Annotated in this window: 28 protein-coding genes and 1 tRNA gene; 13 read left to right on the top strand and 16 right to left on the bottom strand. The window is 58.7% G+C overall.

Features of this window, described 5'->3' with window-relative positions:
- Positions 1-53: 53 nt before the first annotated feature.
- Entirely contained in the window at positions 54-311 is a 258-nt protein-coding gene (locus LIS66_RS08585; RefSeq protein WP_206415008.1) for an ogr/Delta-like zinc finger family protein, read from the top strand.
- A 55-nt stretch (positions 312-366) separates the two neighbouring features.
- On the opposite strand, the gene LIS66_RS08580 is transcribed toward LIS66_RS08585, so the two are convergent.
- Complete coding sequence (locus tag LIS66_RS08580) at positions 367-552, bottom strand: hypothetical protein (protein ID WP_206415007.1); 186 nt, start codon at positions 550-552, stop codon at positions 367-369.
- 102 nt (positions 553-654) lie between these two features.
- The gene (locus LIS66_RS08575) at positions 655-1,002 is read right to left on the bottom strand and encodes a helix-turn-helix domain-containing protein (RefSeq protein ID WP_227974493.1); all 348 of its coding nucleotides are present in this window, start codon (positions 1,000-1,002) and stop codon (positions 655-657) included.
- 92 nt (positions 1,003-1,094) lie between these two features.
- Here LIS66_RS08575 and LIS66_RS08570 point away from each other — a divergent pair, with 92 nt between their 5' ends.
- The 8 genes from LIS66_RS08570 (at position 1,095) to LIS66_RS08535 (ending at position 7,346) form a co-directional block, all read left to right on the top strand.
- Positions 1,095-1,295 (top strand): DNA-binding protein, encoded by a 201-nt coding sequence (locus LIS66_RS08570; RefSeq protein ID WP_212615678.1) that lies wholly within the window; start codon positions 1,095-1,097, stop codon positions 1,293-1,295.
- 29 nt (positions 1,296-1,324) lie between these two features.
- A complete protein-coding gene (locus LIS66_RS08565; RefSeq protein ID WP_322746236.1) occupies positions 1,325-1,798 on the top strand; it encodes a YmfL family putative regulatory protein in 474 nt (157 codons plus the stop codon).
- Positions 1,795-2,160, top strand: a complete 366-nt coding sequence (locus LIS66_RS08560; RefSeq protein WP_227973989.1) for a hypothetical protein — start codon at positions 1,795-1,797, stop codon at positions 2,158-2,160. The genes LIS66_RS08565 and LIS66_RS08560 overlap by 4 nt, the downstream gene beginning before the upstream one ends.
- A 75-nt stretch (positions 2,161-2,235) precedes the next feature.
- The gene (locus LIS66_RS08555) at positions 2,236-2,469 is read left to right on the top strand and encodes a hypothetical protein (protein WP_064392761.1); all 234 of its coding nucleotides are present in this window, start codon (positions 2,236-2,238) and stop codon (positions 2,467-2,469) included.
- A gap of 2 nt (positions 2,470-2,471) precedes the next feature.
- A complete protein-coding gene (locus tag LIS66_RS08550; RefSeq protein ID WP_227973988.1) occupies positions 2,472-5,270 on the top strand; it encodes a toprim domain-containing protein in 2,799 nt (932 codons plus the stop codon).
- Positions 5,271-5,285: 15 nt separating this feature from the next.
- Entirely contained in the window at positions 5,286-5,579 is a 294-nt protein-coding gene (locus tag LIS66_RS08545; protein ID WP_206415001.1) for a hypothetical protein, read from the top strand.
- Between the two features lie 64 nt (positions 5,580-5,643).
- Positions 5,644-5,895 (top strand): hypothetical protein, encoded by a 252-nt coding sequence (locus LIS66_RS08540; protein WP_227973987.1) that lies wholly within the window; start codon positions 5,644-5,646, stop codon positions 5,893-5,895.
- A 266-nt stretch (positions 5,896-6,161) separates the two neighbouring features.
- Positions 6,162-7,346, top strand: coding sequence for an Arm DNA-binding domain-containing protein (locus tag LIS66_RS08535; RefSeq protein ID WP_227973986.1), 1,185 nt, complete (start codon positions 6,162-6,164; stop codon positions 7,344-7,346).
- Here LIS66_RS08535 and LIS66_RS08530 read toward each other — a convergent pair.
- The 5 genes from LIS66_RS08530 to LIS66_RS08510 form a co-directional block, all read right to left on the bottom strand.
- A complete protein-coding gene (locus LIS66_RS08530; protein WP_227973985.1) occupies positions 7,330-7,578 on the bottom strand; it encodes a hypothetical protein in 249 nt (82 codons plus the stop codon). The two genes, LIS66_RS08535 and LIS66_RS08530, sit on opposite strands and share 17 nt — an antisense overlap.
- Positions 7,575-7,820: a hypothetical protein gene (locus LIS66_RS08525; RefSeq protein WP_227973984.1), complete on the bottom strand. Its 246-nt coding sequence runs from the start codon at positions 7,818-7,820 to the stop codon at positions 7,575-7,577. The genes LIS66_RS08530 and LIS66_RS08525 overlap by 4 nt, the downstream gene beginning before the upstream one ends.
- Positions 7,817-8,140 carry a hypothetical protein gene (locus LIS66_RS08520; RefSeq protein ID WP_227973983.1) on the bottom strand — a complete coding sequence of 108 codons (324 nt, stop codon included), beginning with the start codon at positions 8,138-8,140 and terminating at the stop codon, positions 7,817-7,819. Before LIS66_RS08520 ends, LIS66_RS08525 begins: the two co-directional genes overlap by 4 nt.
- Positions 8,141-8,811: 671 nt before the next feature.
- Positions 8,812-9,030 (bottom strand): hypothetical protein, encoded by a 219-nt coding sequence (locus LIS66_RS08515; protein WP_227973982.1) that lies wholly within the window; start codon positions 9,028-9,030, stop codon positions 8,812-8,814.
- A gap of 205 nt (positions 9,031-9,235) precedes the next feature.
- Positions 9,236-9,325: transfer RNA gene (locus tag LIS66_RS08510), tRNA-Ser, on the bottom strand.
- Between the two features lie 294 nt (positions 9,326-9,619).
- Between LIS66_RS08510 and LIS66_RS08505 the strand changes: the two genes are divergently transcribed.
- The 3 genes from LIS66_RS08505 (at position 9,620) to LIS66_RS08495 (ending at position 12,357) form a co-directional block, all read left to right on the top strand.
- Entirely contained in the window at positions 9,620-10,309 is a 690-nt protein-coding gene (locus LIS66_RS08505; protein WP_064364623.1) for a crotonase/enoyl-CoA hydratase family protein, read from the top strand.
- 220 nt (positions 10,310-10,529) lie between these two features.
- Positions 10,530-11,252 (top strand): 1-acylglycerol-3-phosphate O-acyltransferase, encoded by a 723-nt coding sequence (locus tag LIS66_RS08500; protein ID WP_064364622.1) that lies wholly within the window; start codon positions 10,530-10,532, stop codon positions 11,250-11,252.
- Between the two features lie 133 nt (positions 11,253-11,385).
- The gene (locus LIS66_RS08495; RefSeq protein ID WP_227973981.1) at positions 11,386-12,357 is read left to right on the top strand and encodes a magnesium and cobalt transport protein CorA; all 972 of its coding nucleotides are present in this window, start codon (positions 11,386-11,388) and stop codon (positions 12,355-12,357) included.
- Between the two features lie 69 nt (positions 12,358-12,426).
- Here the strand turns inward: LIS66_RS08495 and LIS66_RS08490 are convergent, their stop codons facing one another.
- The 3 genes from LIS66_RS08490 to LIS66_RS08480 all read right to left on the bottom strand — a co-directional run bounded on the left by LIS66_RS08490 (position 12,427) and on the right by LIS66_RS08480 (position 16,622).
- The gene (locus LIS66_RS08490; protein ID WP_065615172.1) at positions 12,427-13,155 is read right to left on the bottom strand and encodes an amidotransferase; all 729 of its coding nucleotides are present in this window, start codon (positions 13,153-13,155) and stop codon (positions 12,427-12,429) included.
- Between the two features lie 92 nt (positions 13,156-13,247).
- Positions 13,248-15,392, bottom strand: coding sequence for a 3-hydroxyacyl-CoA dehydrogenase NAD-binding domain-containing protein (locus LIS66_RS08485; RefSeq protein ID WP_227973980.1), 2,145 nt, complete (start codon positions 15,390-15,392; stop codon positions 13,248-13,250).
- A gap of 24 nt (positions 15,393-15,416) precedes the next feature.
- Positions 15,417-16,622 (bottom strand): acetyl-CoA C-acetyltransferase, encoded by a 1,206-nt coding sequence (locus LIS66_RS08480; RefSeq protein WP_227973979.1) that lies wholly within the window; start codon positions 16,620-16,622, stop codon positions 15,417-15,419.
- A 577-nt stretch (positions 16,623-17,199) separates the two neighbouring features.
- On the opposite strand from LIS66_RS08480, the gene LIS66_RS08475 reads away from it, so the two are divergent.
- A complete protein-coding gene (locus LIS66_RS08475) occupies positions 17,200-18,021 on the top strand; it encodes a c-type cytochrome (RefSeq protein ID WP_227973978.1) in 822 nt (273 codons plus the stop codon).
- Between the two features lie 117 nt (positions 18,022-18,138).
- Here LIS66_RS08475 and LIS66_RS08470 read toward each other — a convergent pair whose 3' ends face one another.
- The 6 genes from LIS66_RS08470 to speE form a co-directional block, all read right to left on the bottom strand.
- Positions 18,139-18,942, bottom strand: coding sequence for a transglutaminase family protein (locus LIS66_RS08470; RefSeq protein ID WP_042608484.1), 804 nt, complete (start codon positions 18,940-18,942; stop codon positions 18,139-18,141).
- Positions 18,939-19,889, bottom strand: coding sequence for an alpha-E domain-containing protein (locus LIS66_RS08465; RefSeq protein WP_042608485.1), 951 nt, complete (start codon positions 19,887-19,889; stop codon positions 18,939-18,941). The genes LIS66_RS08470 and LIS66_RS08465 overlap by 4 nt, the downstream gene beginning before the upstream one ends.
- 12 nt (positions 19,890-19,901) lie before the next feature.
- Positions 19,902-21,311, bottom strand: a complete 1,410-nt coding sequence (locus tag LIS66_RS08460; RefSeq protein ID WP_042608486.1) for a circularly permuted type 2 ATP-grasp protein — start codon at positions 21,309-21,311, stop codon at positions 19,902-19,904.
- A 533-nt stretch (positions 21,312-21,844) separates the two neighbouring features.
- Positions 21,845-22,192 (bottom strand): ribonuclease E inhibitor RraB, encoded by a 348-nt coding sequence (locus tag LIS66_RS08455; RefSeq protein ID WP_003223226.1) that lies wholly within the window; start codon positions 22,190-22,192, stop codon positions 21,845-21,847.
- Between the two features lie 209 nt (positions 22,193-22,401).
- Entirely contained in the window at positions 22,402-22,635 is a 234-nt protein-coding gene (locus tag LIS66_RS08450) for a hypothetical protein (protein WP_042608487.1), read from the bottom strand.
- 205 nt (positions 22,636-22,840) lie between these two features.
- On the bottom strand, positions 22,841-23,716 hold the full coding sequence (gene speE / locus LIS66_RS08445) for a polyamine aminopropyltransferase (protein ID WP_016773785.1): 876 nt from the start codon (positions 23,714-23,716) through the stop codon (positions 22,841-22,843).
- Positions 23,717-23,763: the final 47 nt, after the last annotated feature.

The following is a 23,763-nucleotide window of genomic DNA, read 5'->3' as shown; positions in this document are numbered from 1 at the left end:
ACTACAGATTGTGGCAAAATGGTGGCGATCAGCTGCCCCTGGGGAGGGACAAAATGAGAGTTGTATGCAACTGCGGACACAAGGGCCGAATTGCCTCGCGGGAAGAGGTAACGACAGCCTTCGTAAAACTATACTGCCAGTGCCTGGACGCAACGTGCGGGCACACATGGGTGGCCAATCTGACGTTCTCGCACACGCTCAGTCCGTCGTCGCAGACGTTCGAGCGGATGCTGATCGATCGCTTACGAGAAATGCCCAGAGCGAAGCAGCGGGAGCTTTTCGAGCAGTTGGGATCGCAGGCGGTGGCGTAGTTACAAACCGCCGACGTGCCAGCGTCGGCGATCGGGATCATTCAAAGAATGACGGTCAGCCCTCTACTTTCTCCTTTGGGTTGATTGCCAGTATCTCGGCCACTCGGCGAACTTGCTGCTGTTCTACGCGGGTGAGCCGGCGATACAGATCGATCAGTCGACGCTCGATTTCCGTGAGTACGGCAGCTTCCGACTCGGCGTTTTCGAGGGCGATGTGATCGTTCTTCTTGCGATCCAACATTCTAACTACTCCATAAAGTGCATTGCTGAACGGACTTTATGGGGGGTAAGCAAGTGCATTGGAATAAGAGATACCCCAATGACTGTACGGGATTGTTGCGAGTTAAGACCGATGCCGAGCCGCGTCGTCTGCCATGGCTTCTAGAAATCGACGAATCGCTTTTTGGTCATCGTCAGAAATCGTTCTGAATTGCTTGATCAACAGTTCTTCTGAGGGACTAAAGAGCTGACCCAGCGGAGTTGAACGCCTTCCAGTGAGTACATACGCCGCGTCTACGCCCTTCTCTTCCAGAGCGGTTACATACCGAAGATCTAAAGAACTAGCTCCCAATTCGTAGTTTTTTTGCGTACCCCTACTGACACCGAGTAGGACGCCAAAATCTGTTTGATTCAACCCCAAGCGCTCGCGCTCTTCCCTGAGGCGTTCACCGACACGATCCGCTATGAGCATTTTTTTAGTCACCACCATTGACTTGATCATTTTTTTGACCAAGAATCACCACAGACAAACGCAAACAAACACAAACGAACAGAGGGAACACTATGCCCGCCACCGTTACGCACGAGCAAGCCCGGGCGGCTCTCGATCGAAAGGGACTAAGCATTGCGGAATTCAGTCGGAAGCATGGACTGAACAAAAATTTAGTCAGCGACCTGTTGAACGGTCGGATCAAAGGTCGCCGAGGGGAGGCACATCGAGCCGCCGTCTTACTGGGGATAAAAGACGGCGTGATTGAACAGTAATAGCGGCGCTCCACAGGGAAAAGTAGAAGTTGAAAAGTCCAATCCTAGACACCCGTAAAGAAGTCATGAGCGAGATCATCCGCAGCTATAACGGTGGACGTGAGGCTGCAGCAGCACGCCTGGGTCTGAAGCTCAAAAAATTCGACAACCATGCCTATGAAAACGCCGGTTGCAGTCCTCTCAGCGATACCCAAGTTTTCCTGCTCGAGCAGGACTGCGGGACACATCACTTACCCAATTACATTGCCTCGATGTATGGAGGACTGTTCGTTCCGATGGCTGATCCTGGAACCCTCGACAATGTCGAGCTTTACGCCCGCTCCGTGCAGGTTTCCGCAAAGCGAGGCTGTGTTGATCAAGCAATCGCCGCCGCTCTTGAAGACGGTTCGATCAGTGATGAAGAAGCCGAATTCATTATGGACGCGCACAACCTCCACGTAGCAGCAAGGCATGCAGAAGTGCTGGCTGCAATCGCTCTCTACCGCGCAGGAAAGGCTCAATGAACAATTTGTCTGCAGTACCGGAATACCAGGATGTCCTGCAGAGCGCCGCGCTGGCGTTTCTTGAGCGTCACCACTGCGAACACCTGAGCGACGATCAGCAACTGTTCAGCCGGGCTGTTCAACACCTGGTTGCAGACTATGACGTTCAAACGCAGGTCGCTGAAAAAATCGTTCACCTGGCAGGCACCACCATGGTCGCCGTTCGCGATCGGCAACGCCTGAACATCCAGAGCAGCACGTCGACGCACACCGTGATCGTTGATCCGGTGACCGGCCGACAATGGGCCGTACCGGTCAGCCTCATCTATGAGCGAATCATCAACGCGCCAGACGTTGGCCGCTTTCGCTTAGCCAACTCGTAACACCAACCCTCAGACAAACGCCTGTCCCGCACTCCGTGGGTTTGGGTGAGCTGCGCCCGAAATCGAGGTTTCAAGATGGGAAACGCCGTAATTCTGACCACTCAGCTGCCACCAGCGGAGGCCGAAGCACTACTGGCTGCGATGCGCGAGCAGTACCGCTTGAGCCTCAACGACTACTGGTACGCAGATGAATACCGGTACGTCCCGCAAGAAAAACGGCACAGCTCGATCCTCGAAAGAACTCCGGTGATGGCTGCTCAGAAACGCCTGATGGCGGCCCTCTCCCTCAGCCTCAAAGCAGTGAAGTAATCATGAAAGAAGATCTCCGCCACGACGTGTTACAACGCCTCCAGTTCGACTTCGGACTGAAGCATCGCGTAGGCACCGATTACATGCGCGGGGGCACCTGCCCCAAATGCAAGAAAAAGGAGCTGTACTCGCGTTTCGATACCCCATGGATGGTGATCTGCGGCCGCCCTGAAAAGTGTGGCCACACCTTGCACGTCAAAGAGCTGTACGACGATCTGTTTGAGGATTGGAGTAAGCGTGCACCGGCAACGGACCAACACCCTAACGCCACCGCGCGGGCTTATCTGGAGTTCGCCAGGGGCTTTCGGTTTGAGCTGATCCAAGGTTGGTTCACCCAGGAAAGCTTCTACTCGCCTGAACACAACGCCGGCAGCGCCACGGTGCGCTTTGCGCTGGAAAAAGGAGGCTGGTGGGAACGTCTGATCGATCAGCCGCACCGTTTCGGCAAAATGAAGGCGCGTTTCAAGTCCAAGGACAGCTATCGCGGTGTCTGGTGGTGCCCGCCGTGCGTCGACCTGCTCGAGGTCAAGGAAATCTGGATCGTCGAAGGCATCTTTGATGCCATCGCTTTGGTGCATAACGACATCGCGGCCGTATCGGCCATGTCGTCTAACGCGTTCCCTGGTGACTCGCTCAAGGCCCTGATCAAAAACCGTGACGGCGGCAAGCTGCCCAAGCTGGTCTGGGCGCTGGACAACGAGCCAAGCGCCAACGTCTATACGCGGCGTTGGGTTCGCGATGCTCGCGCCTTGGGGTTCATCTGCGAAGCGGCACTGATACCGCAACGCGATGGCCGCAAGGCGGACTGGAACGACCTGCACCAGCGCTGGAGCTTTATTCAGGATGACACCAAGCGCGCCGAACAGATCGCTACGGACCTCAAACAGGCTCGCCATCAAGGCGCGCTGCTGCTGGCAGAGAGCGCAGCGGAAAAGGCCTTGCTCATGTACGACTGGAACAAGCGCGGGGAATTTCACCTGGGCTTTGGCAACCGTTTGTACTGGTTCAAGTTGGACATGGAGAAGTTCAACCGCGCCATGTCCGACATCGAGGACAGCGAGAACCACGACGACCAGTTGCTCAACCAGGCGCAACAGCGCGAAAAGGCGCTGCAGCAGTCCGGCATCGTCGTGGAGATTGCCAACTGCTACCCACAAGCCCTTTACTTCCAGCGCAACGAAGTCACGGACGAGTCCTGGTATTACCTGCGCGTGGACTTCCCCCACGACTCCGAGAGTGTGAAAAACACTTTCACCAGCGGCCAGTTGTCCGCCGCCAGTGAATTCAAAAAACGCCTGCTCGGCATGGCGGCCGGCGCCATGTTCACCGGCAGCGGCCAGCAGCTCGACAAGCTGATGAAGGATCAGCTGTTCGGCATCAAAACCGTATCGACGATCGACTACGTCGGCTACAGCAAGGAATACGCCTGCTACGTCTACGGCGACCTCGCGATCAAAGACGGCACCACTTACAAGGTCAACAGCGAAGACTATTTTGAGTTCGGCAAGCTGCGCCTGAAAACCCTGCAAAAGGGTGTGCCGATCAAGCTGCAGCGTGACGGCAAAGATTTCAACGAGCAGTGGGTGCAGCTGCTGTGGACCTGCTTCGGCGCCCAAGGCTTCGTCGCGCTGGTGTTCTTTTTCGGCTCGCTATTCTGCGAGCAGATCCGTGCGCGTTATCAATCCTTCCCCTTTCTGGAAGCCACCGGTGAAGCCGGCGCCGGCAAGACCACCCTGCTCAACCTGTTGTGGAAACTGCTCGGCCGCGAAGGTTACGAAGGCTTCGACCCGATGAAATCGACCAAGGCCGGACGTTCGCGCCTGATGGGTCAGGTTTCCGGCATGCCAGTGGTGTTTCTCGAGGCCGATCGCCACAGCGACGATCGAGCGCACGCTAAAACCTTCGAATGGGACGAACTGAAAGACTTCTACGGTGGCGGCACGCTGGCAACCAAAGGCGTCAAGACGGCGGGCAACGAAACCTACGAACCACCCTTTCGTGGAACGATCGCGATCAGCCAGAACGCGGCGGTGGTTGCTCACGAAGCAATCATGACGCGCATCGTCAAACTGCACTTCGTGCGCCCGATCGTGACCCCGGAAAGCCGTGCGGCTGCTGATCAACTTAACGCATTGGACGGCAACACCCTCAGCCACTTCCTGTTGCGCGCCGTGGGAAAGGAGTCTGGCGTGCTCGAGCTATTCGCTCAGCGCATGCCCGAACACGAAGCCAAGCTGCGCCGCCTGCACACGCACTGTTTCGCCTGCGGCACGGCTTACACCAGTGACCAGGGCAACTGCAGCAGTTGCGGCTACGACCTGCGCGGTTACATCCGCGTGGAGCGCATCAGCAAGAACCACGCGCAACTGCTGTCGCTGCTGGATGGCCTGCGCCTAGTGCTGAAACTCAGCGATCCGCAGGTCGCCGCTACGCAGCGGCAGATCGTGCGGATGGCGATCGAGCGTCAGGCCTCGATCAGCTCCGACCATCCGGCCGTCGCCGAATTCTGGGAGGTCTACGACTACCTCGAATCCTTGAGTGAAGACCCGGTGGTCGACCACAGCAGCGACCCGACCGTCATCGCCATCAACCTCAATGAATTCTGCGAGCGCGCCGCCGAACACAAACAGAAGCTGGCCGACGTGGCCACGTTGCGCGACCTGCTCAAAGAGTCTCGCTCGCGCAAGTTCCTCGACAGCAACAAGGCCGTGCACAGCGCCGTGCGCGCCGCCTTCAATCATCGCAACCCCGTTTCCCAACCCCGGCCGACCACCGTCAAGTGCTGGACATTCAAAGCGTAAAGGAGAGCAACACCGATGCAGATCCAAGTGTTTATGGGCAATGCCGGCGACGGCCAAACCAACAAGCTCCAGTCGGTGCAAGACCGTTTGGATTTGGCAGGTCAAAGCGCGCCGATCATTCAGGCCGGTGCGTACGCAGAGGAAGGTTTGCTGCAGATGCTGGAAGTTCGGGCAGCCGCTGGCCAGCGCGAAATCCTCGTCGACGACTGCAGCAGGCAGCAGATCTTGCGGGTATTGGAATGGCAGTCATGTGTTGAACATGAGCCGGATTTTGATGGCCTGGTGATTCACCTGGCTCGCAAGGACTGAACTTAAAAAACAGTGTCGAGGAGTTGCAGCTCCTCGACACCCGACCACTTCTGAGGACCCTACCATGCAAGCACAGAACCACAGCAGCAGCGGCGCGAAGGCTACCACACCGGCGCGGCACCTGGTGGCCACTGCGATCATCGGTGCCGCCGTCATCGGCTACCTGGTGCACAAAACCCCCGAGGCCCGTACGCGCCTGGAAAGCCTGAGCCAGATGGCGAGCAGTCTGGGTGACCTGAGCGCCACGGATGCCGCGGTGATCCGCCAACTGCTCGCCGTCCCTGTCTTCCACGGAGATTCGCACCATGCGCAATGACCCGGCCGCAACACCGGTGCGCCGCTTTCCCTGGAACATTGACTACACCAGCGTCTGCGACCAGTGCGGCAAGTGGCGCGTTCAGGGTAGTCATGAGAAATGCAGCCGCCGCCGGCAGCGGCTGAACGCTCATCTGCGCCATCCCATGCCCAGGCCATAAGCCGCGTCCACCAGAAGACGCGCTTGAAGATACTTGGCCCGGAAACGGGCCTTTTTGTTTCCGATCGTCAGACTGTTGTAATACGAGTACAGCGTTAGGGGTTTACATGAGTGGGGTCGAAGCTCGCGGAAAGTCCGTGAGAATCTATTTTCAATACAACGGGGAAAAATGCCGGGAAGCGATCCCGGGCGGCAACACACCAGCGATCGTGGCGCAGGCCCGACGCCTGGTCGACATCATCGAGTACGAAATCCAGACCGGCACCTTCGACTATGCGCGGCACTTCCCGCACTCCTCCAGGCTGGTGGAAAACACCTTTGGTCACTACCTGGACCTGTGGCTGAAGATCAAGGCCAACAGCGTCGCCGCCTCCAGCTATCGCGGCTACGCCAACAAGGCCGAGGTGCATGTGCGCCCGCGCTGGGGCAAGGTCCAGATTAACCAGATCGACCATCTCGACCTGCAGGAGTGGATTCAGGACACGCTGTCGAAAACCCTGAAGAACAAGACCATCCGCGACATCATCAGCAACGTGCGCCAGGTGTTCCGCCTGTACCGCACGCGGATGAAAGTCGCGCATGACCCGACCGAAGGGCTAATGGTGCGTCTGCCCGATCCCGAAGCGCCGGACCCGTTTACCCGCGCCGAAATCCGCCAGATCCTCGAGACCCCAACCCACCGCACGCAGGAACTGCTGATGGTGCAGTTCATGTTATGGGCCGGCCCGCGGGTCTCGGAAACCATCGCTTTGGCCTGGGAGGACGTCGACCTGGCGCAAGGCACGGTGACCTTTCGCCGGTCGAAGGTGCGCGGCGCTTATCGTGTGACAAAAACCCGCCGATCGACGCGGCGGGTGCGCCTGCTGGCACCGGCGTGGGACGCCTTGCGCAAGATCGATGCGCTGAACCGCAACAGGAAAGCGGAAACCGTGGAGGTCGTCGAGCGGGACAACAAGACGGTGCGAAAACACAAACTGCACTTCGTGTTCCTGAACACCAAAACCGGCCTGCCGCATGCCAACGATTTTGTTGTGCGCGATCGTTTCTTCAAGGCGCACTTACTGGCGGCCGGCGTCCGCTACCGCGGCCCTGGTCAATGCCGGCACACCTACGCCAGCCAGTTGTTGACCACCGGTGTGGCGTCGATCGACTGGATTGCGGAACAGATGGGTCACACCAACGGCAACATGATCCGTCAGCATTACGGAACGTGGATCAATGAAGACGGACCGGACGTGGTCGGCATGCTGCAAATGGCGTTAAAGCTGACGCCGGTCACAGCTCCACACTGAAACCGTTAATGCCCACGCTTTCGGCAAAACGGCCCACGGCGGTCAAATTCGCCCAGGTGCGCAGGCGCTCACGTCGCGAGCGCACCGGCACCCAGCGTGCACTGCTCCCGCCCAGACGAATCGACAGGCCCCAGTCGGGGCCGCCATCGACTTTGGCGACCAGGCATTCACGCACCGCGTGTTGTTCAACCAGGGCGCGCAATACGTCTTCGTGAATGCCTTCGCCGATCATCTATTCAGTTCCCGCTGACGCGCCTGTAAAGCGCGGTCGAATATCAGATACAGCCCTTCGATGGCCCCGAGGTTGAGTGCTTTCACCGTTTCAATGCCCAGGGTGAAACCTTCGGCTCGGTCGGCGGCATGCAGCGTGTCGGCTAGGGTGCTTGCCTGGACGATGCCAGCGAGCAACTTCAGTGCTTGCGCATGCACAGAACGCGGCAGGTTAAGTGCCGCAAATTCGTCGTGGTCAATCATTGCCATTGCCATCCATTCAGGGTCCCCGGTTGCTCAAGCACCAAATCGTACTGCTCGACGTCGATCAGCAGCCAGCCGCCGGTGGGTTGGTTAGACCCGTCGATCAAGAGCCCCTGCACCATTGTTCCATGCGGCAGCATCACCCGCAGCGCGTTGGCCTCCTTGGGGCCTTGCAGGTAATGCTGCAGTTCAACGCGGACGCGACCGGAGCCCACATGAATGAGGCGCACCGGGCATTCGAGACTGGTTAGCTCGGCCGGCTCCCGCGCCTGATAGCGGGCCAACACGGTGACGGTGGCCAGACCTTCATAAAAGCACATGGGCATCCTTCAAATAATGAGTGGCTGCAGCAAGCCAAGCGGTAGGAGGATGGTAGACCAGTCCTGGGACGTCTGGTTTCCACGGCGCATGAAAAAGGCCCCCACACCTGGGCCAGGCGTGGGGGCCGATTGACCATAAACGGCGTTCCATCCACTAGTGGCTAATAGCCGCGATAGGTCATAATTAGTGTTTCGTGCATTTGCGCACTTAAACACGACCAACGGTTATTCCAGTCGCCCCTCTGAATTGAACCAGCCTTTTTCTGGCGCAATCCATTGGTCACGGAGGGAATTCATGAAATGTATGTGCTGGATTTGTTGGGAAAATGCAGAGCTTCAATATGAAGTGGGGGATTGGCAGGTCATCGACTGTTCTGCCTGTGGCCGCTATTTTATTAGCAGGCAACTCATGCAAAAGAATGTAGGCAAGACGCTCGACGTGAAGGCTACCCGACAGCTCATCGTAGACGCAGTGTGCGCTGGGGTCATCCCGGCGATCAGCGATGGAACGGCTTATTTCACGTCGTCACGTAAGCACATAGTGTGACTCTACGGCCCGAGAAAGCTGGCCAGCCGAATCCATGTCTAGATTGCGACGGTGATCGCCGTCTAAGTTACTGGAGCTCGCGGACTGAACTTTGCGTTTAGACCGCGTGCCGCCAGACCTCCCCTTAAACCTTCCGTAGCCGCATGATCGCGTCTGTGATCGCTGCTGCGTTAGTGTCCAGCGTTGCCAAGGGCACGATTGCGTTATCGGCAACATCATCTGCACCAGCTCCCGATATCCAATGTGTAATCTCTTCTATCGCTGCACCCAGCGCATGCTGGTTGTGCAACAACAGTGTCAGCGCATCGGCAGTGGTGATATTGAAATCTGCATTACTTGGCATGTTGATCGTCCCTGGATCAAATATTCGGAAGACTGATTTGCGCAGCTAATACAGGGTAGCTCAGGCACTCAATCCTGGAGGCTCATTTCCGGACCGAAATGGCGCATCTGTCCCAGATCTGTCCCATATGCCCATTTTTCGGACACCAAAAACCACAAACCCCCGACTTTCTCTAGGAAAATCAGGGGCTTGCGTTTACTGAATGTGGCGGTGAAGGAGAGATTCGAACTCTCGATACAGTTTCCTGTATACACACTTTCCAGGCGTGCTCCTTAAGCCACTCGGACACTTCACCGTATCTCTGCAGACATGTTCTGTCTGTCGAGGCGCGCTAATGTAGTCGAAAGCTTTTCCGATGGCAAACTTTTTTTCAGAATTTTCATGCGCTTAAGAGAGCGGACTGCACTGGGCCAGGCGGAGGATGGCAAACCCGCCAATCTCGGGTAACCGACGTGCTTCCTTATGGAAGGCAAGAGGCGCGCAGCGCTGGCTGAAGCGCAAAACGGTGACTGGCAGGTCAGTCACGGCGCTTTACCTGGCCTGCGGCGGTGGGTAACGTCTGCCCATCTTTCTAATAAGGAATAGCGTCATGAGCGAGTTGATTGCCTACCACCTCGAAGACGGCATCGCGACCCTGACCCTGAACAATGGCAAGGTCAACGCCATTTCCCCCGATGTGATTGCGGCGTTTAACGCGGCACTGGATCAAGCGGTCGCGGATCGGGCTGTGGTGATCATTACCGGCCAGCCGGGGATTCTCTCGGGAGGTTATGACCTGAAGGTGATGACGGCCGGCCCGAAAGAGGCCGTTGCGCTGGTGACAGCCGGTTCGACGCTGGCCCGTCGCCTGCTCTCTCACCCGTTTCCGGTGATCGTTGCCTGTCCGGGACACGCCGTGGCAAAGGGCGCTTTCCTGCTGTTATCCGCCGATTACCGCATCGGTGTCGATGGCCCGTTCAGCATCGGTCTGAACGAAGTGCAGATCGGTATGACCATGCACCATGCCGGTATCGAGCTGGCGCGTGATCGCTTGCGGCGTTCGGCTTTCCATCGCTCAGTGATCAATGGCGAAATGTTCGATCCGAAAAGTGCCGTTGATGCAGGCTTCCTCGACAAGGTCGTCACTGCAGAAGAATTGCAGGGCTCCGCCTTGGCTGCCGCGCGTCAGTTGAAGCAAATCAATATGCTCGCGCACAAGAACACCAAGCTGAAAGTGCGCAAACAACTGCTGGAAACCCTCGACGATGCCATCCTGCAGGATCAGCAACATCTGGGCTGATTCCTGAAGGATTTGGCCGTTGAGAACAGCCCGACCCTCGTGTCGGGCTTTTTCTTACGTTCGGTGTTGATGATTCCCTGACAGCTCTAGGATGCACCTGACAGGCAGCGCTGAAACATGCGCTTAAACATCGGCCATCTCCGGACTCTATAGGGGCAATTGCCGAAAACAGTGCACATCCGTACACTGCGCCACCTTTTGTCCCGGTGGGCCTGCAAAAATGCTGTTCGTGTTTCGTATGTTGTTGATGGGCCTGCACTTTATTCTCGCCGGCGTGCTGGGCGTGATCCTTGGCCTGTGCCGCCCCTTCAATCCGGACAACAGCCGACTCTGCGCCCGCCTCTACGCGTTGCCAGCGATGTGTATCCTGCGTTTGCGGGTCAAGTCTGAGGTCAACGGGTTGATCAACAAGCCTGACAGCTGCGTGATCATCGCTAACCACCAGTCCAATTACGATCTGTTCGTGTTCGGCAACGTCGTCCCGCGCCGCACCGTGTGTATCGGCAAGAAAAGCCTGAAGTGGGTGCCGTTGTTCGGTCAGTTATTCTGGCTCGCCGGCAATGTGTTGATCGACCGTGGCAATGCGCACAAGGCGCGGCAGTCGATGCTGACGACCACTCACACCCTGCAGAATGAAGACACCTCGATCTGGGTATTCCCGGAAGGCACCCGCAACCTCGGCGAAGATTTGTTGCCGTTCAAGAAAGGCGCGTTCCAGATGGCGATTGCCGCCGGCGTGCCGATCGTTCCGGTGTGCGTGAGCAGTTACGTCAAGCACATGCGTCTGAATCGCTGGCGCAGCGGCAACGTTCTCATACGTTCGCTGCCGGCGATTCCTACAGTCGGATTGACCATGGATGACATGCCCATGCTCATCGAGCGATGCCGCGAACAAATGCGCGAATGTATCGAATCCATGGATCGGCAACTGCGAGCCGCGTGAAAAACAAACCCGCCCTGTGCGGGTTTTCTTTTGCCGGCTGAACTGTAGAAGTTTCACTGACTCTTAAACAGCGACACGGCTAAGCTGAAGCCTTGTTCCCCTGCCATCTGCCAAGAAGAAGTGAATCACCACCATGGGTCGAGTTGTTGCTGCTGCGGTGTACAGCGAAGGCAAGAAAGTCACCGATATCACGCTTGATGAAGGCGCGGCCTGGGCGGCCAAGCCGGGCCATTTCGTCTGGATCGGTCTGGAAGAACCGGACGCACAGGAATTATCCAACCTGCAACGCCAGTTCAATCTGCACGAGCTGGCCATCGAAGATGCGCTGGAAAAACACAGCCGGCCAAAACTGGAAACCTTTGGTGACGCTCTGTTTATCGTCACCTACTCCCCCGTTCGTGAACACGGCGTTTTGCAGTTCATCGAAACGCATATCTTCGCCGGCAAGGGCTACATCATCACCGCGCGCAACGGCCACTCGGCGTCCTACGCCCAGGTGCGTCAACGCTGTGAGGCGCGTCCACTGTTGCTGGAGCATGGCGAGGATTTCGTCCTGTATGCGCTGCTCGATTTCGTCATCGAGAACTATCAGCCGGTGGGCGAAGCGATCCACGCGGAGATCGATGAGCTGGAGCGCAACGTGCTGTGCAGTGCCCTCAACGAGCGTGACATCCAGAAGCTCCACGGTTTGCGCCGTGACGTGGTGCGCTTGCGTCGGTATGCGGCGCCGATGGTAGAAATCGGCGAAGAGCTGCAAAAACTAAGCTTTCCATTCATCGACAAGAACATGCGCCCGTACTTTCGCGATGTGCAGATCCACGTGACGCGGCAGATGGAAGACCTGAGCACGCTGGCGGACATTGCCAGCCAGACCATCGAGATTGGTGTGTTGCTTGAGGCATCGCGGCAAAGCGTGGTGCAGCGCAAGTTCGCAGCGTGGGCAGCGATTCTGGCGTTCCCCACCGCAGTGGCGGGAATTTACGGGATGAACTTCCAGAACATGCCGGAGTTGACTTGGCATTACGGTTATTTTGCGGTGCTGGGGTTTATTGCGGTGGGGTGTGTGAGTTTGTGGGCGAGTTTCAAACGGTCGGGGTGGTTGTAGCCGGGACCGCGTCGCCCCGGCGATTCGCGAGCAGGCTCGCTCCCACAGGGATTGTGGGAGCAGGCCATTTCAGCGTTGAGCCGCTTCCGGCTTGTGCGCGACGAACCGCATCATCCACTCCGCAACCGTAGCGCCATGATGCTCCTGCTCGAGGCTGGCCACGCCTTTGCTGTAAATCTGCGAACCCAGGGCTTCCTGGCGCAGATCGAGCAGCGCGCGCGAGTAATCGTGAATGAATTCCGGATGGCCCTGGAAGCACAGCACTTGATCGTTGATGTGATAAGCCGCGAACGGGCAGAAATCGCTCGACGCGATCACCGTGGCATTTTCCGGTAGCTCGGTCACCTGATCCTGATGGCTGATCAACAGTGTCAGCTCTTCGCGCACCGGGCTCATCCACGGCGCCTTGGCCGCCAGCTTGTAGTTGTGGGTACCGACGCCCCAACCCTGGGATGCGCGCTCGCTCTTTCCGCCAAGCAGCAGCGCCAGCAATTGATGGCCGAAGCACACGCCGAGCAGTTTGTCGCCGCGTTCGTAGCGATTCAGAAGATATGTCTTGAGGGTCTGAATCCACGGATCAGTGCCGAACGAATCGGCCTTGCTGCCGGTGACCAGATACGCATCGAACGTCTGCTCGTCGCTTGGGTATTCGCCATTCACCACGTTATAGACAGTGAACTCAGCGGCAATCGGCTGTTGTGAAAACAGGCGCTGAAACATTTGCCCATAGCCCTGATACTGATCGATCAGCTCAGGCCGCAAGATGTCGGTCTCGAGAATGCAGATGCGCAGCGACATAAAAAATACCTGACACGTGATGGGAATAATGAACACCCCAGAGCCTGCCTTGAAACGCCCGGCCAAGGCAAGCCCCGACATGTTCGCCAGCCCTAGAACATTTCACCTTTCGCGGCTTTGTCCAGTAGCAGCGCTGGCGGCGTAAAACGCTCGCCATATTGCTCGGTCAGATACTGCGCACGCGCGACAAAATCCTTCAGGCCATACTGGTTGATGAACTGCAGCGCACCGCCGGTCCACGCAGCGAAACCGATGCCGAAGATCGACCCGACGTTGGCATCCGCCGTTGAGGTCAGCACGCCCTCCTCCACACAGCGCACGGTTTCGATGGCCTGCACAAACAACAGACGATCGCGCACATCCTTTGCCGGAATCTGTCCGTCGACTTTCTCGAAACGCGTTTTCAGCTCCGGCCAAAGATGCTTCTGGGCAGCCGCTGGATATTCATAAAACCCGCCTCCGGCGGCTTTGCCTGGTCGCTTGAATTCATTGAGCATCAAGTCAATCACGGCGAAGGCCGGGTGCTCAATCAGCGGTTTCCCTTCAGCCTGTAAGTCCTTGGCCGTCTGCTGCCGGATATGGCTCATCAGGCTGAGGGAAACTTCGTCGGAGATCGCCAGAGGCCCGACCGGCATCCCGGCCTTGCGGGCTTCAGTCTCGATCATCGGCGCACTGACGCCTTCGCCGAGCATGGCAATGCCTTCGTTGGTGAACGTGCCGAACACCCGCGAAGTAAAGAAGCCACGGCTGTCGTTGACCACGATCGGAGTTTTCTTGATTTGCAGGACGAAATCGAAACCGCGGGCGAGGGTTTCGTCGCTGGTCTGCGCGCCCTTGATGATTTCCACCAGGGGCATTTTTTCCACCGGACTGAAGAAATGCAGGCCGATGAATTTGCTTTGATCGGGCACGGCCGTCGCCAGGCCGGTGATCGGCAGAGTGGACGTATTGGAAGCGATCACTGCTTCGCCACCCACCACCTGTTGCGCGGCGGCAGACACCTTGGCTTTGAGTTCGCGATCTTCGAATACCGCTTCGATGATCAGATCGCAACCGGCCAGATCGGCATCGCTTTCGCTCGCAACGATCCGCGCCAGTACTGCCTCGCGCTGTTCGACAGTCATCTGGCCACGGGTAACTTTTTTATCCAGCAGCGCCGCGGAATGCGCCTTGCCTTTCTCGGCAGCGGCGAGGTTGATGTCCTTGAGCACGACGTCGATACCGGCCGAGGCGCTGACAAACGCGATGCCCGCGCCCATCATGCCAGCGCCGAGTACACCCACTTTCTTGGTTTTATAAGGCGCAAAACCTTGCGGTCTTGAACCGCCGGCGTTGATCTCGTTCAACTGGAACCAGAACGTGCCGATCAGGTTTTTCGAGATCTGCCCGGTCGTCAGTTCTGTGAAGTAGCGGGTTTCGATCAGGTGCGCCGTGTCGAAATCGACCTGAGCACCCTCCACCGCCGCGCAGAGAATCTTCTCCGGCGCTGGCAGCGTGCCTTGAGTCTTCGCGCGCAGAATCGACGGCGCAATCGCCAGCATCTGCGCCACTTTCGGATTCGACGGCGTGCCGCCAGGAATCTGGTAGCCCTTGACGTCCCAGCGTTGCACCGCAGTCGGATTAGCGATAATCCAGGCGCGCGCCTTGGCCAGCAGCTCATCGCGATCCGCCGCCAGTTCATCAATCAGCCCGGCCTGCAACGCCTGTTGCGGGCGCACCTTCTTGCCTTCGAGCAAATACGGCAGGGCTTTTTCGATGCCGAGCATGCGCACCATGCGCACCACTCCGCCGCCGCCCGGCAACAGGCCCAGCGTCACTTCCGGCAGACCGAGTTGCACCGACGCATCATCCACAGCGATGCGGTGGTGGCAGGCCAGGCAGATTTCCCAGCCGCCACCCAGCGCAGCGCCGTTGATCGCCGCAACCACCGGTTTGCCGAGGGTCTCAAGGCTGCGCAACTGCGCCTTGAGGGTCAGCACCATGTCATGGAAGGCGTTGGCTTCGGGCTTGCCGACCTTGATCAATTCATTGAGGTCGCCGCCAGCAAAGAAGGTTTTCTTCGCTGAAGTGATGATCACCCCGGCAATGCTGTCTTTTTCCGCTGACAAACGCGCAACGCAAGCGGCCATGGCCTCGCGATACACTGCGTTCATGGTATTGGCACTCTGGCCCGGCATGTCCATGGTCAGCACGACGATACCGTCCTGACCTTTTTCGTAACGAATCGCTTCGCTCATAACAGGGTTCCTTGAAGTCGGGGCTCAGAGGCGTTCGATGATGGTGGCAATGCCCATGCCGCCGCCGACGCAGAGTGTCGCCAGGCCGTAGCGTAGGTGACGCGCTTCCAGTTCATCGAGCAGCGTGCCGAGGATCGCGCATCCAGTGGCGCCCAGCGGGTGGCCCATGGCGATCGAGCCGCCGTTGACGTTGACCTTGTCCGGGTCGACGGCCATGTCCTTGATGAACTTCAACACCACCGAGGCAAACGCTTCGTTGACCTCGAACAGATCGATGTCTTCCACGCGCAGTCCGGCCTTGGCCAGCGCTTTGCGGGTTGCCGGCGCCGGGCCGGTGAGCATGATCGTCGGGTCGGTACTGGTGACGGCGGTGGCGACGATGCGCGCCCGTGGCTGCAGCCCTAGCGCACGGCCCTTGGCTTCGGAGCCGATGAGCATCAGCGCCGCACCGTCGACAATCCCGGAACTGTTGCCCGGCGTGTGCACGTGGTTGATACGCTCGACATGGCTGTAGACTCGCAACGCCGTGGCATCGAAGCCCATCTGCCCGATCATTTCGAAACTCGGTTTGAGCTTGCCCAGGCCTTCGAGGGTCGATTCGGCGCGGATGAACTCATCGTGGTCAAGCAGGATGATGCCGTTCTGATCCTGCACCGGCACCAGCGACTTGCTGAACGAGCCATCAGCTCGCGCCCGTGCAGCTTTGTGCTGCGAATGCAGCGCGTAGGCATCGACGTCCTGTCGGCTGAAGCCTTCGAGGGTGGCGATCAGGTCGGCGCCGACGCCTTGCGGGGTGAAGTGGCTGTGCAGGTTGGTCTGCGGGTCCAATGCCCAGGCGCCACCATCGCTACCCATCGGCACCCGCGACATCGACTCGACGCCGCCGACCACCACCAGATCTTCAAAACCCGAACGCACTTTCATCGCGCCGAGATTCACCGCTTCCAGACCTGAAGCGCAGAAACGGTTGATCTGCACACCGGCGACGCTGACGTCCCAATCGGCTACTTGCACCGCCGTTTTGGCGATATCGGAACCTTGATCGCCGATCGGCGTGACGCAGCCGAGGACCACATCATCGACCTGACTGGTGTCCAACGCCGTGCGTGCCTGCAAGGCGCTCAGCAAACCTGCCACCAGATTGACCGGCTTGACGCTGTGCAGCGCGCCGTCGGCCTTGCCTCTGCCACGCGGGGTGCGTAACGCATCGAAAATCAAAGCTTCAGTCATGACGTCCTCGAACGTGATTCGGTGTCGTTGCACTTTCGCGCTGCGCAGTCTGGCAAGCAATGACCACATTGCTCAAAGCGCTTGACGCACGCGCTCAGACGGACGGTCATCGGACCTCAGGTGAACCGGTTCAGGTCACCGAGTTGTCTAGCCAGCGGGCGGCAAAGAAGCTGGCAATACGCCTCATGCCTTTTTTAAAGCTTTTTTCGAGCGCTCCATATGAAATGGATCTAAGCCAACGCGGACGTGGGCCCTAAGGTGAACATGTACGCCATCGTCGTCGGGTTTTGCCGAGACGGGCGTCCTCCAACAGGAAGTGCAACGCGTGCCGTCATGGATCTGCAGTCAGGCACGCCTCAGGAAATAACAATAAAGGCGGTCAAGCCATGTTCAAACAACCGAAAGTACGTCAAGCAGGACTCATTCTTTTCGCCACGACGCTGTTGTTGATCTTGCCGAATCTGACCAAGGTCATCGGCTGATTCAAGCGCCGCGTGCTGTACATCGCCGCTGAAAATGTGACTGGCCCGCTACCCGGGCCAGCGTGGTTGTGCCAACCTTTGCGCACTTACACGACATGGACGGCGGTCATTTGAAAACGCTCATTGCGCTCAGTGCCTTGCTGCTGAGCTTGCCCTTGTCTGCGGCACAACTGGATCTGCAGTTGGGCGCAAACAGCCGCACCTGGCAGACCGAGGAACTGCTCAAGCATCCTCAGCTGCAAACCCTCATGATCAACAATGATGTCTCCTACAAGAAGGACATGACCTATCAGGTCGTGCCCCTGGCCGCGTTGCTGACGGGCGTCAGACCTGAGGACCACTTGCAAGCGGTGGCGCTGGACGGCTTTGCCGCCGAGTTGGCCGCTGCGCCTTTGCTGAACAAGAACGGCGCACGCGCATGGCTGGCAATCGAGGATCCGGCACGGCCATGGCCACCGTTGTCCGCCGGCAAGCACAGCGCCGGGCCTTTCTATCTGGTCTGGACCGATCCGCAAGCCGGCAAGATCAGCCCCGAGCAATGGCCGTTCGAAGTCGCCAGCATCAAGTTGATGGCGCCGGTGGCCCAGCGTTTCCCTGCCCTGCTGCCCGATCCGGCATTGAAGGCCGAAGATCCGGTGAACCAGGGCTTTGCCTTGTTTCAGAAAAACTGCCTGGCGTGTCACCGGTTGAATGGTGCCGGTGATGCGCAGTTCGGGCCGGATCTGAATATTCCGTACAGCCCGACCGAGTATTTTGGTGCGGACTTCCTGAAGCGCTACATCCGCGATCCGCAGAGTTTGCGCCAGTGGCCGCAGGCGAAGATGCCGGGGTTTTCGGCGCAGGTGTTGCCGGACGGGGATCTGCAAATGCTGGTGGGCTATCTCAGGCACATGGCCGGTCGCAAGATTAAGCCCTGACACCAATTCCTTGTAGGAGTGAGCCTGCTCGCGATGGCGGCGTGTCAGGCGATACAGATGTGACTGACACGCCGCCATCGCGAGCAGGCTCACTCCTACAGGGGATTGTGCAGATCCTTATTGTTGCTGGACGGATATGATCGGCGTCGGCGAGACGAACACTTTCGCATGCATCTGCTCGCAGCCGCCGCCCCGGCGCATGCCGCGTACCGGGCAGGCATCGAGATAATCCAGGCCCACCGCCAGTTTCAGGTGTCGCTCCGGGCGCGCCAGTTGGTTGGTCACATCGAAGCTGTACCACGCGTCATCCAGCCACGCTTCCGCCCAGGCATGGCTGGCCAGATGCTCGCAATCCTCGCTGTACAGATAACCCGAGACATAACGCGACGGTATGCCGAGGCTCCGCGCGCAGGCGAGAAAGGCGTGCGCATGATCCTGACAGACCCCGGCGCGCCCGGCGAAAGCTTCGGCGGCGCTGGTGTCGACCACGGTCGAGCCCGGCGTGTAGGTCATGTGCTGATTCAATGCGCACATCAAATCGATCAGCGCGGTGCGATCACGCCGTTGCTTGCAGTTTTTCCCGGCAAACTCGCGCAAGGCTTCATCGGCTTCGGTCATGCGCGTGAAGCGCAGGAACGGCAGCGCTGACTGGCTTTCATGTTCGGCCTCGCGCAATTCATCGATATCGACCTGACCACGGGCACCAATGATGATCGCTTCGTGGGGCTCGTCCATGGTCAATACATGCAGGATGTTGCCGAACGGATCGAGTTGCGCACGCACCGGGCGCGGTAAATCCAGCTGCCAACTGAGCACGTGCTGACGCTCGCTGTCGTGAGGCGTCAGGCGCAGGTACTGGATGCTCGCGCGCACCTGATCTTCGTAGTGATAGGTGGTCTCGTGGCTTATGGAAAGTCTCATGCAGCCTCCAGGTAGGAACTGTGAATGGCGTTGCCCAACTGGCGCACCAACGGGATGAATTCGGTCAGCCAGGCGTGCAGGCCTTCTTCGAGGATTTCGTTGATGCCGGTGTAGCGCAGGCGCGCGTCCATTTCCGCCGCCAGGCGTTGTGCCGGGCGGCCGTTGGCGCCGGGCAGTTGCGCGAGGATCTGGTCGATTTCTTCGGTACAGGCACGCAGCGAACGGGGTACATCGGCGCGCAACAAAAGCAATTCGGCGACGTGCCGGGCGCCGGGCGCATCGCGATAGATTTCGGTGTAGGCCTCGAACGACGACAACGCCCGCAGCAGCGCACTCCATTGGTAATAAGCGTGCGCCGTGCCATCGCTGACCGCTTCGGCCTGATCGCCGGCCATTTCGTAGCGGGCATCGAGCAGGCGCAGCGTGTTGTCCGCGCGCTCGATGAACGTGCCCAGACGGATGAAGCGAAACGCGTCGTTGCGCATGATCGTGCCGTAGGACGCGCCACGAAACAGATGCGAGCGCTCCTTGATCCATTCGCAGAAACGGCTCATGCCGTAGCGGCTCAGACCCTGTTCGGCGATGCCGCGAATTTCCAGCCAGGTTGCGTTGATGTTTTCCCACATGTCGGCGGTGATTCGCCCGCGCACCGCATGGGCACTGGCCCGCGCCGCGCCGAGGCAGCTGTAGATGCTCGCCGGGTTGGCCGCGTCCAGCGCAAAGAAATGCAGCAGGCGTTCGGCGTGCAGATCGCCGTGGCGGTCATGGTAATCATCGAGAGTGCCGGTAATCAGCAACGGCATGGCGAGTTCGTGCAGACCATCGCCGCGCCCGTCCTGCGGCATCAGCGACAGTGAATAACTGATGTCGAGCATGCGTGCGAGGTTCTCCGCACGCTCCAGGTAACGCGACATCCAGTACAGATCCGAGGCAGTTCTACTTAACATGGCAAGCTTCCTTCAATCCTCGACTACCCAGGTGTCCTTGGTGCCGCCGCCCTGGGAGGAATTCACCACCAGGGAGCCTTCACGCAACGCGACACGGGTCAAACCTCCGGGCACGACCCGGGTCTCGCGGCCGGACAGTACGAACGGGCGCAGGTCGATATGGCGCGGCGCGATGCCGTTTTCGACAAAGGTCGGGCACGTCGACAGCGACAGCGTCGGCTGCGCGATGTAGGCATGGGGCTTGGCCTTGATGCGCTCGCGAAAGGCATCGATTTCCGCGCTCGTCGCGGCCGGCCCGACCAGCATCCCGTAACCGCCGGAGCCCTGGGTTTCCTTGACCACCAGATCCGGAAGATTGGCCAGCACGTGGGACAGCTCGGACGGGTTGCGGCATTGCCAGGTCGGCACGTTCTTCAGAATCGGCTCTTCGTCGAGGTAGAAACGGATCATGTCGGTGACAAACGGGTAAACCGATTTATCGTCCGCCACTCCGGTGCCGATGGCATTGGCCAGCACCACATTGCCGGAGCGATAGGACGACAGCAGCCCCGGCACGCCGAGCATCGAATCCGGGTTGAATGCCAGCGGATCGAGGAAGGCATCATCGAGGCGGCGATAAATCACATCGACCGCTTTCGGGCCGTCGGTTGTGCGCATGAACACCTTGTCGTCGCGCACGAACAGGTCCGCGCCTTCCACCAGTTCAACGCCCATTTCCCGCGCGAGAAACGCATGCTCGAAGAACGCGCTGTTGAAGCGCCCCGGCGTCAGCACCACCACGCTGGGGTTGTCGATCGGACTTGAGCTTTTCAGGGTGTCGAGCAGCAGATTGGGGTAGTGATCGATCGGGGCGATGCGCTGAGCGGCGAACAGCTCGGGGAACAGCCGCATCATCATCTTGCGGTCTTCGAGCATGTAGCTGACGCCGCTGGGTGTGCGCAGGTTGTCTTCGAGGACGTAATAAGTGCCATCGCCATCGCGCACCAGATCGACGCCGGAAATATGCGAATAGATGTCGCGGTGCAGATCCAGGCCCTGCATTGCCAGCTGGTATTGCTCGTTGGCCAGCACCTGTTCGGCGGGAATGATCCCGGCCTTGATGATGCGCTGCTCGTGGTAGAGGTCGGCGAGGAACATGTTCAGCGCTTTGACCCGCTGGATACAACCGCGCTCGACGATTCGCCACTCACTGGCGGGGATGCTGCGCGGAATGGTGTCGAACGGAATCAGGCGCTCGGTGCCCTGCTCGTCGCCATAAAGCGTGAAAGTGATCCCGGCACGATGGAACAGCAGATCAGCCTCGCGTCGGCGTTGCGCAAGCAACTCGTCGGGCGTCTCGGCCAGCCAGCGGGCAAATTCCCGGTAATGCGGGCGAACCAGTCCGCCAGCATCGTACATCTCGTCAAAACAGGTGCGGATCATGCCGTACTCCTTGTCACTCCGGACATACAGGCCTTCGCAAGGCCCGTGCCATCGGCATAAACGCTTTGAATTCAATCGGTTGTGGATCCACGCCAAAGGCAGCGCACCATTCCTGTGCGGCAAATGCCCCGACCCGATTGCCCCCGCTTCATTGCGACGCACTGCATCGCCTATCACCAGCATAGTCAGAGTTGATTTCACTGCCCGGCAGCGACTGCGGATAATCCGCGCATTCGCTGCAAAACTTTATCGGCATGGCGCTGCAAAGCTGCCCGCCGAATTGACCTGGACTGCCTTGGCAGCCCCGCCCCGCAAAGACTCCACTGCATATCCGTCTTCCCTTTTAGCCACCCTCTCCGGTGGCTTTTTTTTGGTTTTCTGAAATATTTTGAATGCAAAAGCAAAAGATCGCAGCCTTCGGCAGCTCCTACACGATCACCTGTAGGAGCTGCCGAAGGCTGCGATCTTTTGATCTTTAAAACGACAACGGCCGACCCGAAGGTCAGCCGTTGCCCGATACAAAATGCTCAAGCTCAATTCAGGCGGTAACGATTGCGCACCTCCTGCTTCACGCCCCAACCCTCAATAATGCCGCCCAGCGGCTCGACCACGGCGGAAAAGCCCTGCTCGAAATCGCCAATGTCGTCGTAGGTTGCGTACATCACTTTGCTCAATTCCAGCGACCAGGCGCCGTCGTCGCGCGCACTGACCTGGGCATTGATGGACTCACCGCGAAATTTGCCTGCTGCCCTGCGCGCCCGCTCCTCGTCCGGGAAAATCGCGTAGAACTCGATGGGATGGAACCGGGAAAAATCGAAACCGCCTTCTTTCATGCGGCGCAGAACGTTGCTGCTGATGTCTTCTTGATAGGCTGTGCTCATGAATCGTCCCCCTCGATTGATGGATAGACTTTCCGTATTCCCGCCCCGGGCCTTTTGGCCTAAGTACTACGGCAACGTGGTTGCGCGCGGGAAACAAGCATGTAGCTGACAAGACCAGACCTTAGCGATCCATTCGCTGATCTCGCTTGCAGAGTAGCCCCAAGAGAGCGCCGCTGCCAAGGCCTGGTTTACGAGATGACAGGATGTGTTCAGACAGGTGTGATGCTGCGGATTTCGATGCCGTTCTGGGTCTTGAGGTTTTTCACCCCGGCATCGGCGGTGCGCCCTTCCAGATCATTGAGATCCAGCTGGGCGGCGACCGGAAGAAGCCGCTCCTTGATCAGCCGCGCGGCTTCATCATCGGACGGGCATTCCTCACGTTCGAAGATCTCATCAACGATTTCACCATGATCATCCACGAAAGTGACTTTCCACTTTTGCATCAGTGCCTCCTCGATCAACCCGTAAATGGGCTTACCTTTATCTCGACTTTTTTCCGCGAGAGTTGGTTCAAAAGGATTACAGCCGATGATCGTGAATTGTAGGAGTGAGCCTGCTCGCGATTGCGGTCTGCCAGTCACAGATACATCGACTGGGAAAAAGCTATCGCGAGCAGGCTCACTCCTACAGGGGTCTTGCGGTGACGGTTCAGTCGTTGCTCGGCTTGTTCACCGCTTGCAGCACGTATTGCGGCAGAGCGAATGCGCCGATGTGGATTTCCGGGTTGTAGTAGCGGGTAACGATGCCGCTGCCGATGAAGCGCTGTTGCAGGGTTTCACGGCTGAGCTTGCGGTAGGCCGGGTTGGTCGAGCCCCAGGCGAAGGTCATCGAGCCGCCGATGTAGGTCGGCACGGCGGCCTGGTAGAAGTGCCAGTCCGGGAACAGGCTGCGCAGGCGGCCAGCGGTGGTTTTGACTTCGTCGATCTGCATGAACGGCGTGCCGTTCTGGGTGACGAGGATGCCGCCTTCGTTCAGGCAACGGTGGCACGCCTGGTAGAAGTTCTCCGAGAACAGCACTTCGCCCGGGCCGATCGGATCGGTGGAGTCGGAAATGATCACGTCGAATTTTTCAGTAGTGGTAGCGACGAAACGCATACCGTCATCGATCACCAGGTTCAGGCGGGGATCGTCGTAGGCACCGGCGGAATGGTTCGGCAGGAATTCCTTGCACATGTCGACCACGGTGCCGTCGATTTCGACCATGGTGATGTGCTCGACGCCGGCGTGCTTGGTCACTTCGCGCAACATGCCGCCGTCACCGCCGCCAATGATCAGCACACGCTTGGCAGTGCCGTGGGCAAGGATCGGCACGTGGGTGAGCATTTCGTGGTAGATGAATTCGTCGGCTTCTGTGGTCTGGATCACGCCGTCCAGCGCCATCACCCGGCCCATGCGCGGGTTCTGGAAGATCACCAGATGCTGGTGCTCGGTGCGCACTTCGTGCAGCAGTTTTTCCATGCGAAAACGCTGGCCGTAGCCTTCGTAGAGGGTTTCCAGGTACTCGCTGGTCTTGGTGACGGTCATGGTCAAGTGCTCCGATAAATGCGCGGGCGCCATCGTGGGGACGATTG

Source organism: Pseudomonas sp. HN2 (assembly GCF_020736465.1).
GTDB classification, from domain to species: Bacteria; Pseudomonadota; Gammaproteobacteria; order Pseudomonadales; family Pseudomonadaceae; genus Aquipseudomonas; species Aquipseudomonas moraviensis_A.
This window is presented reverse-complemented; position numbering and strand designations above follow the sequence as displayed.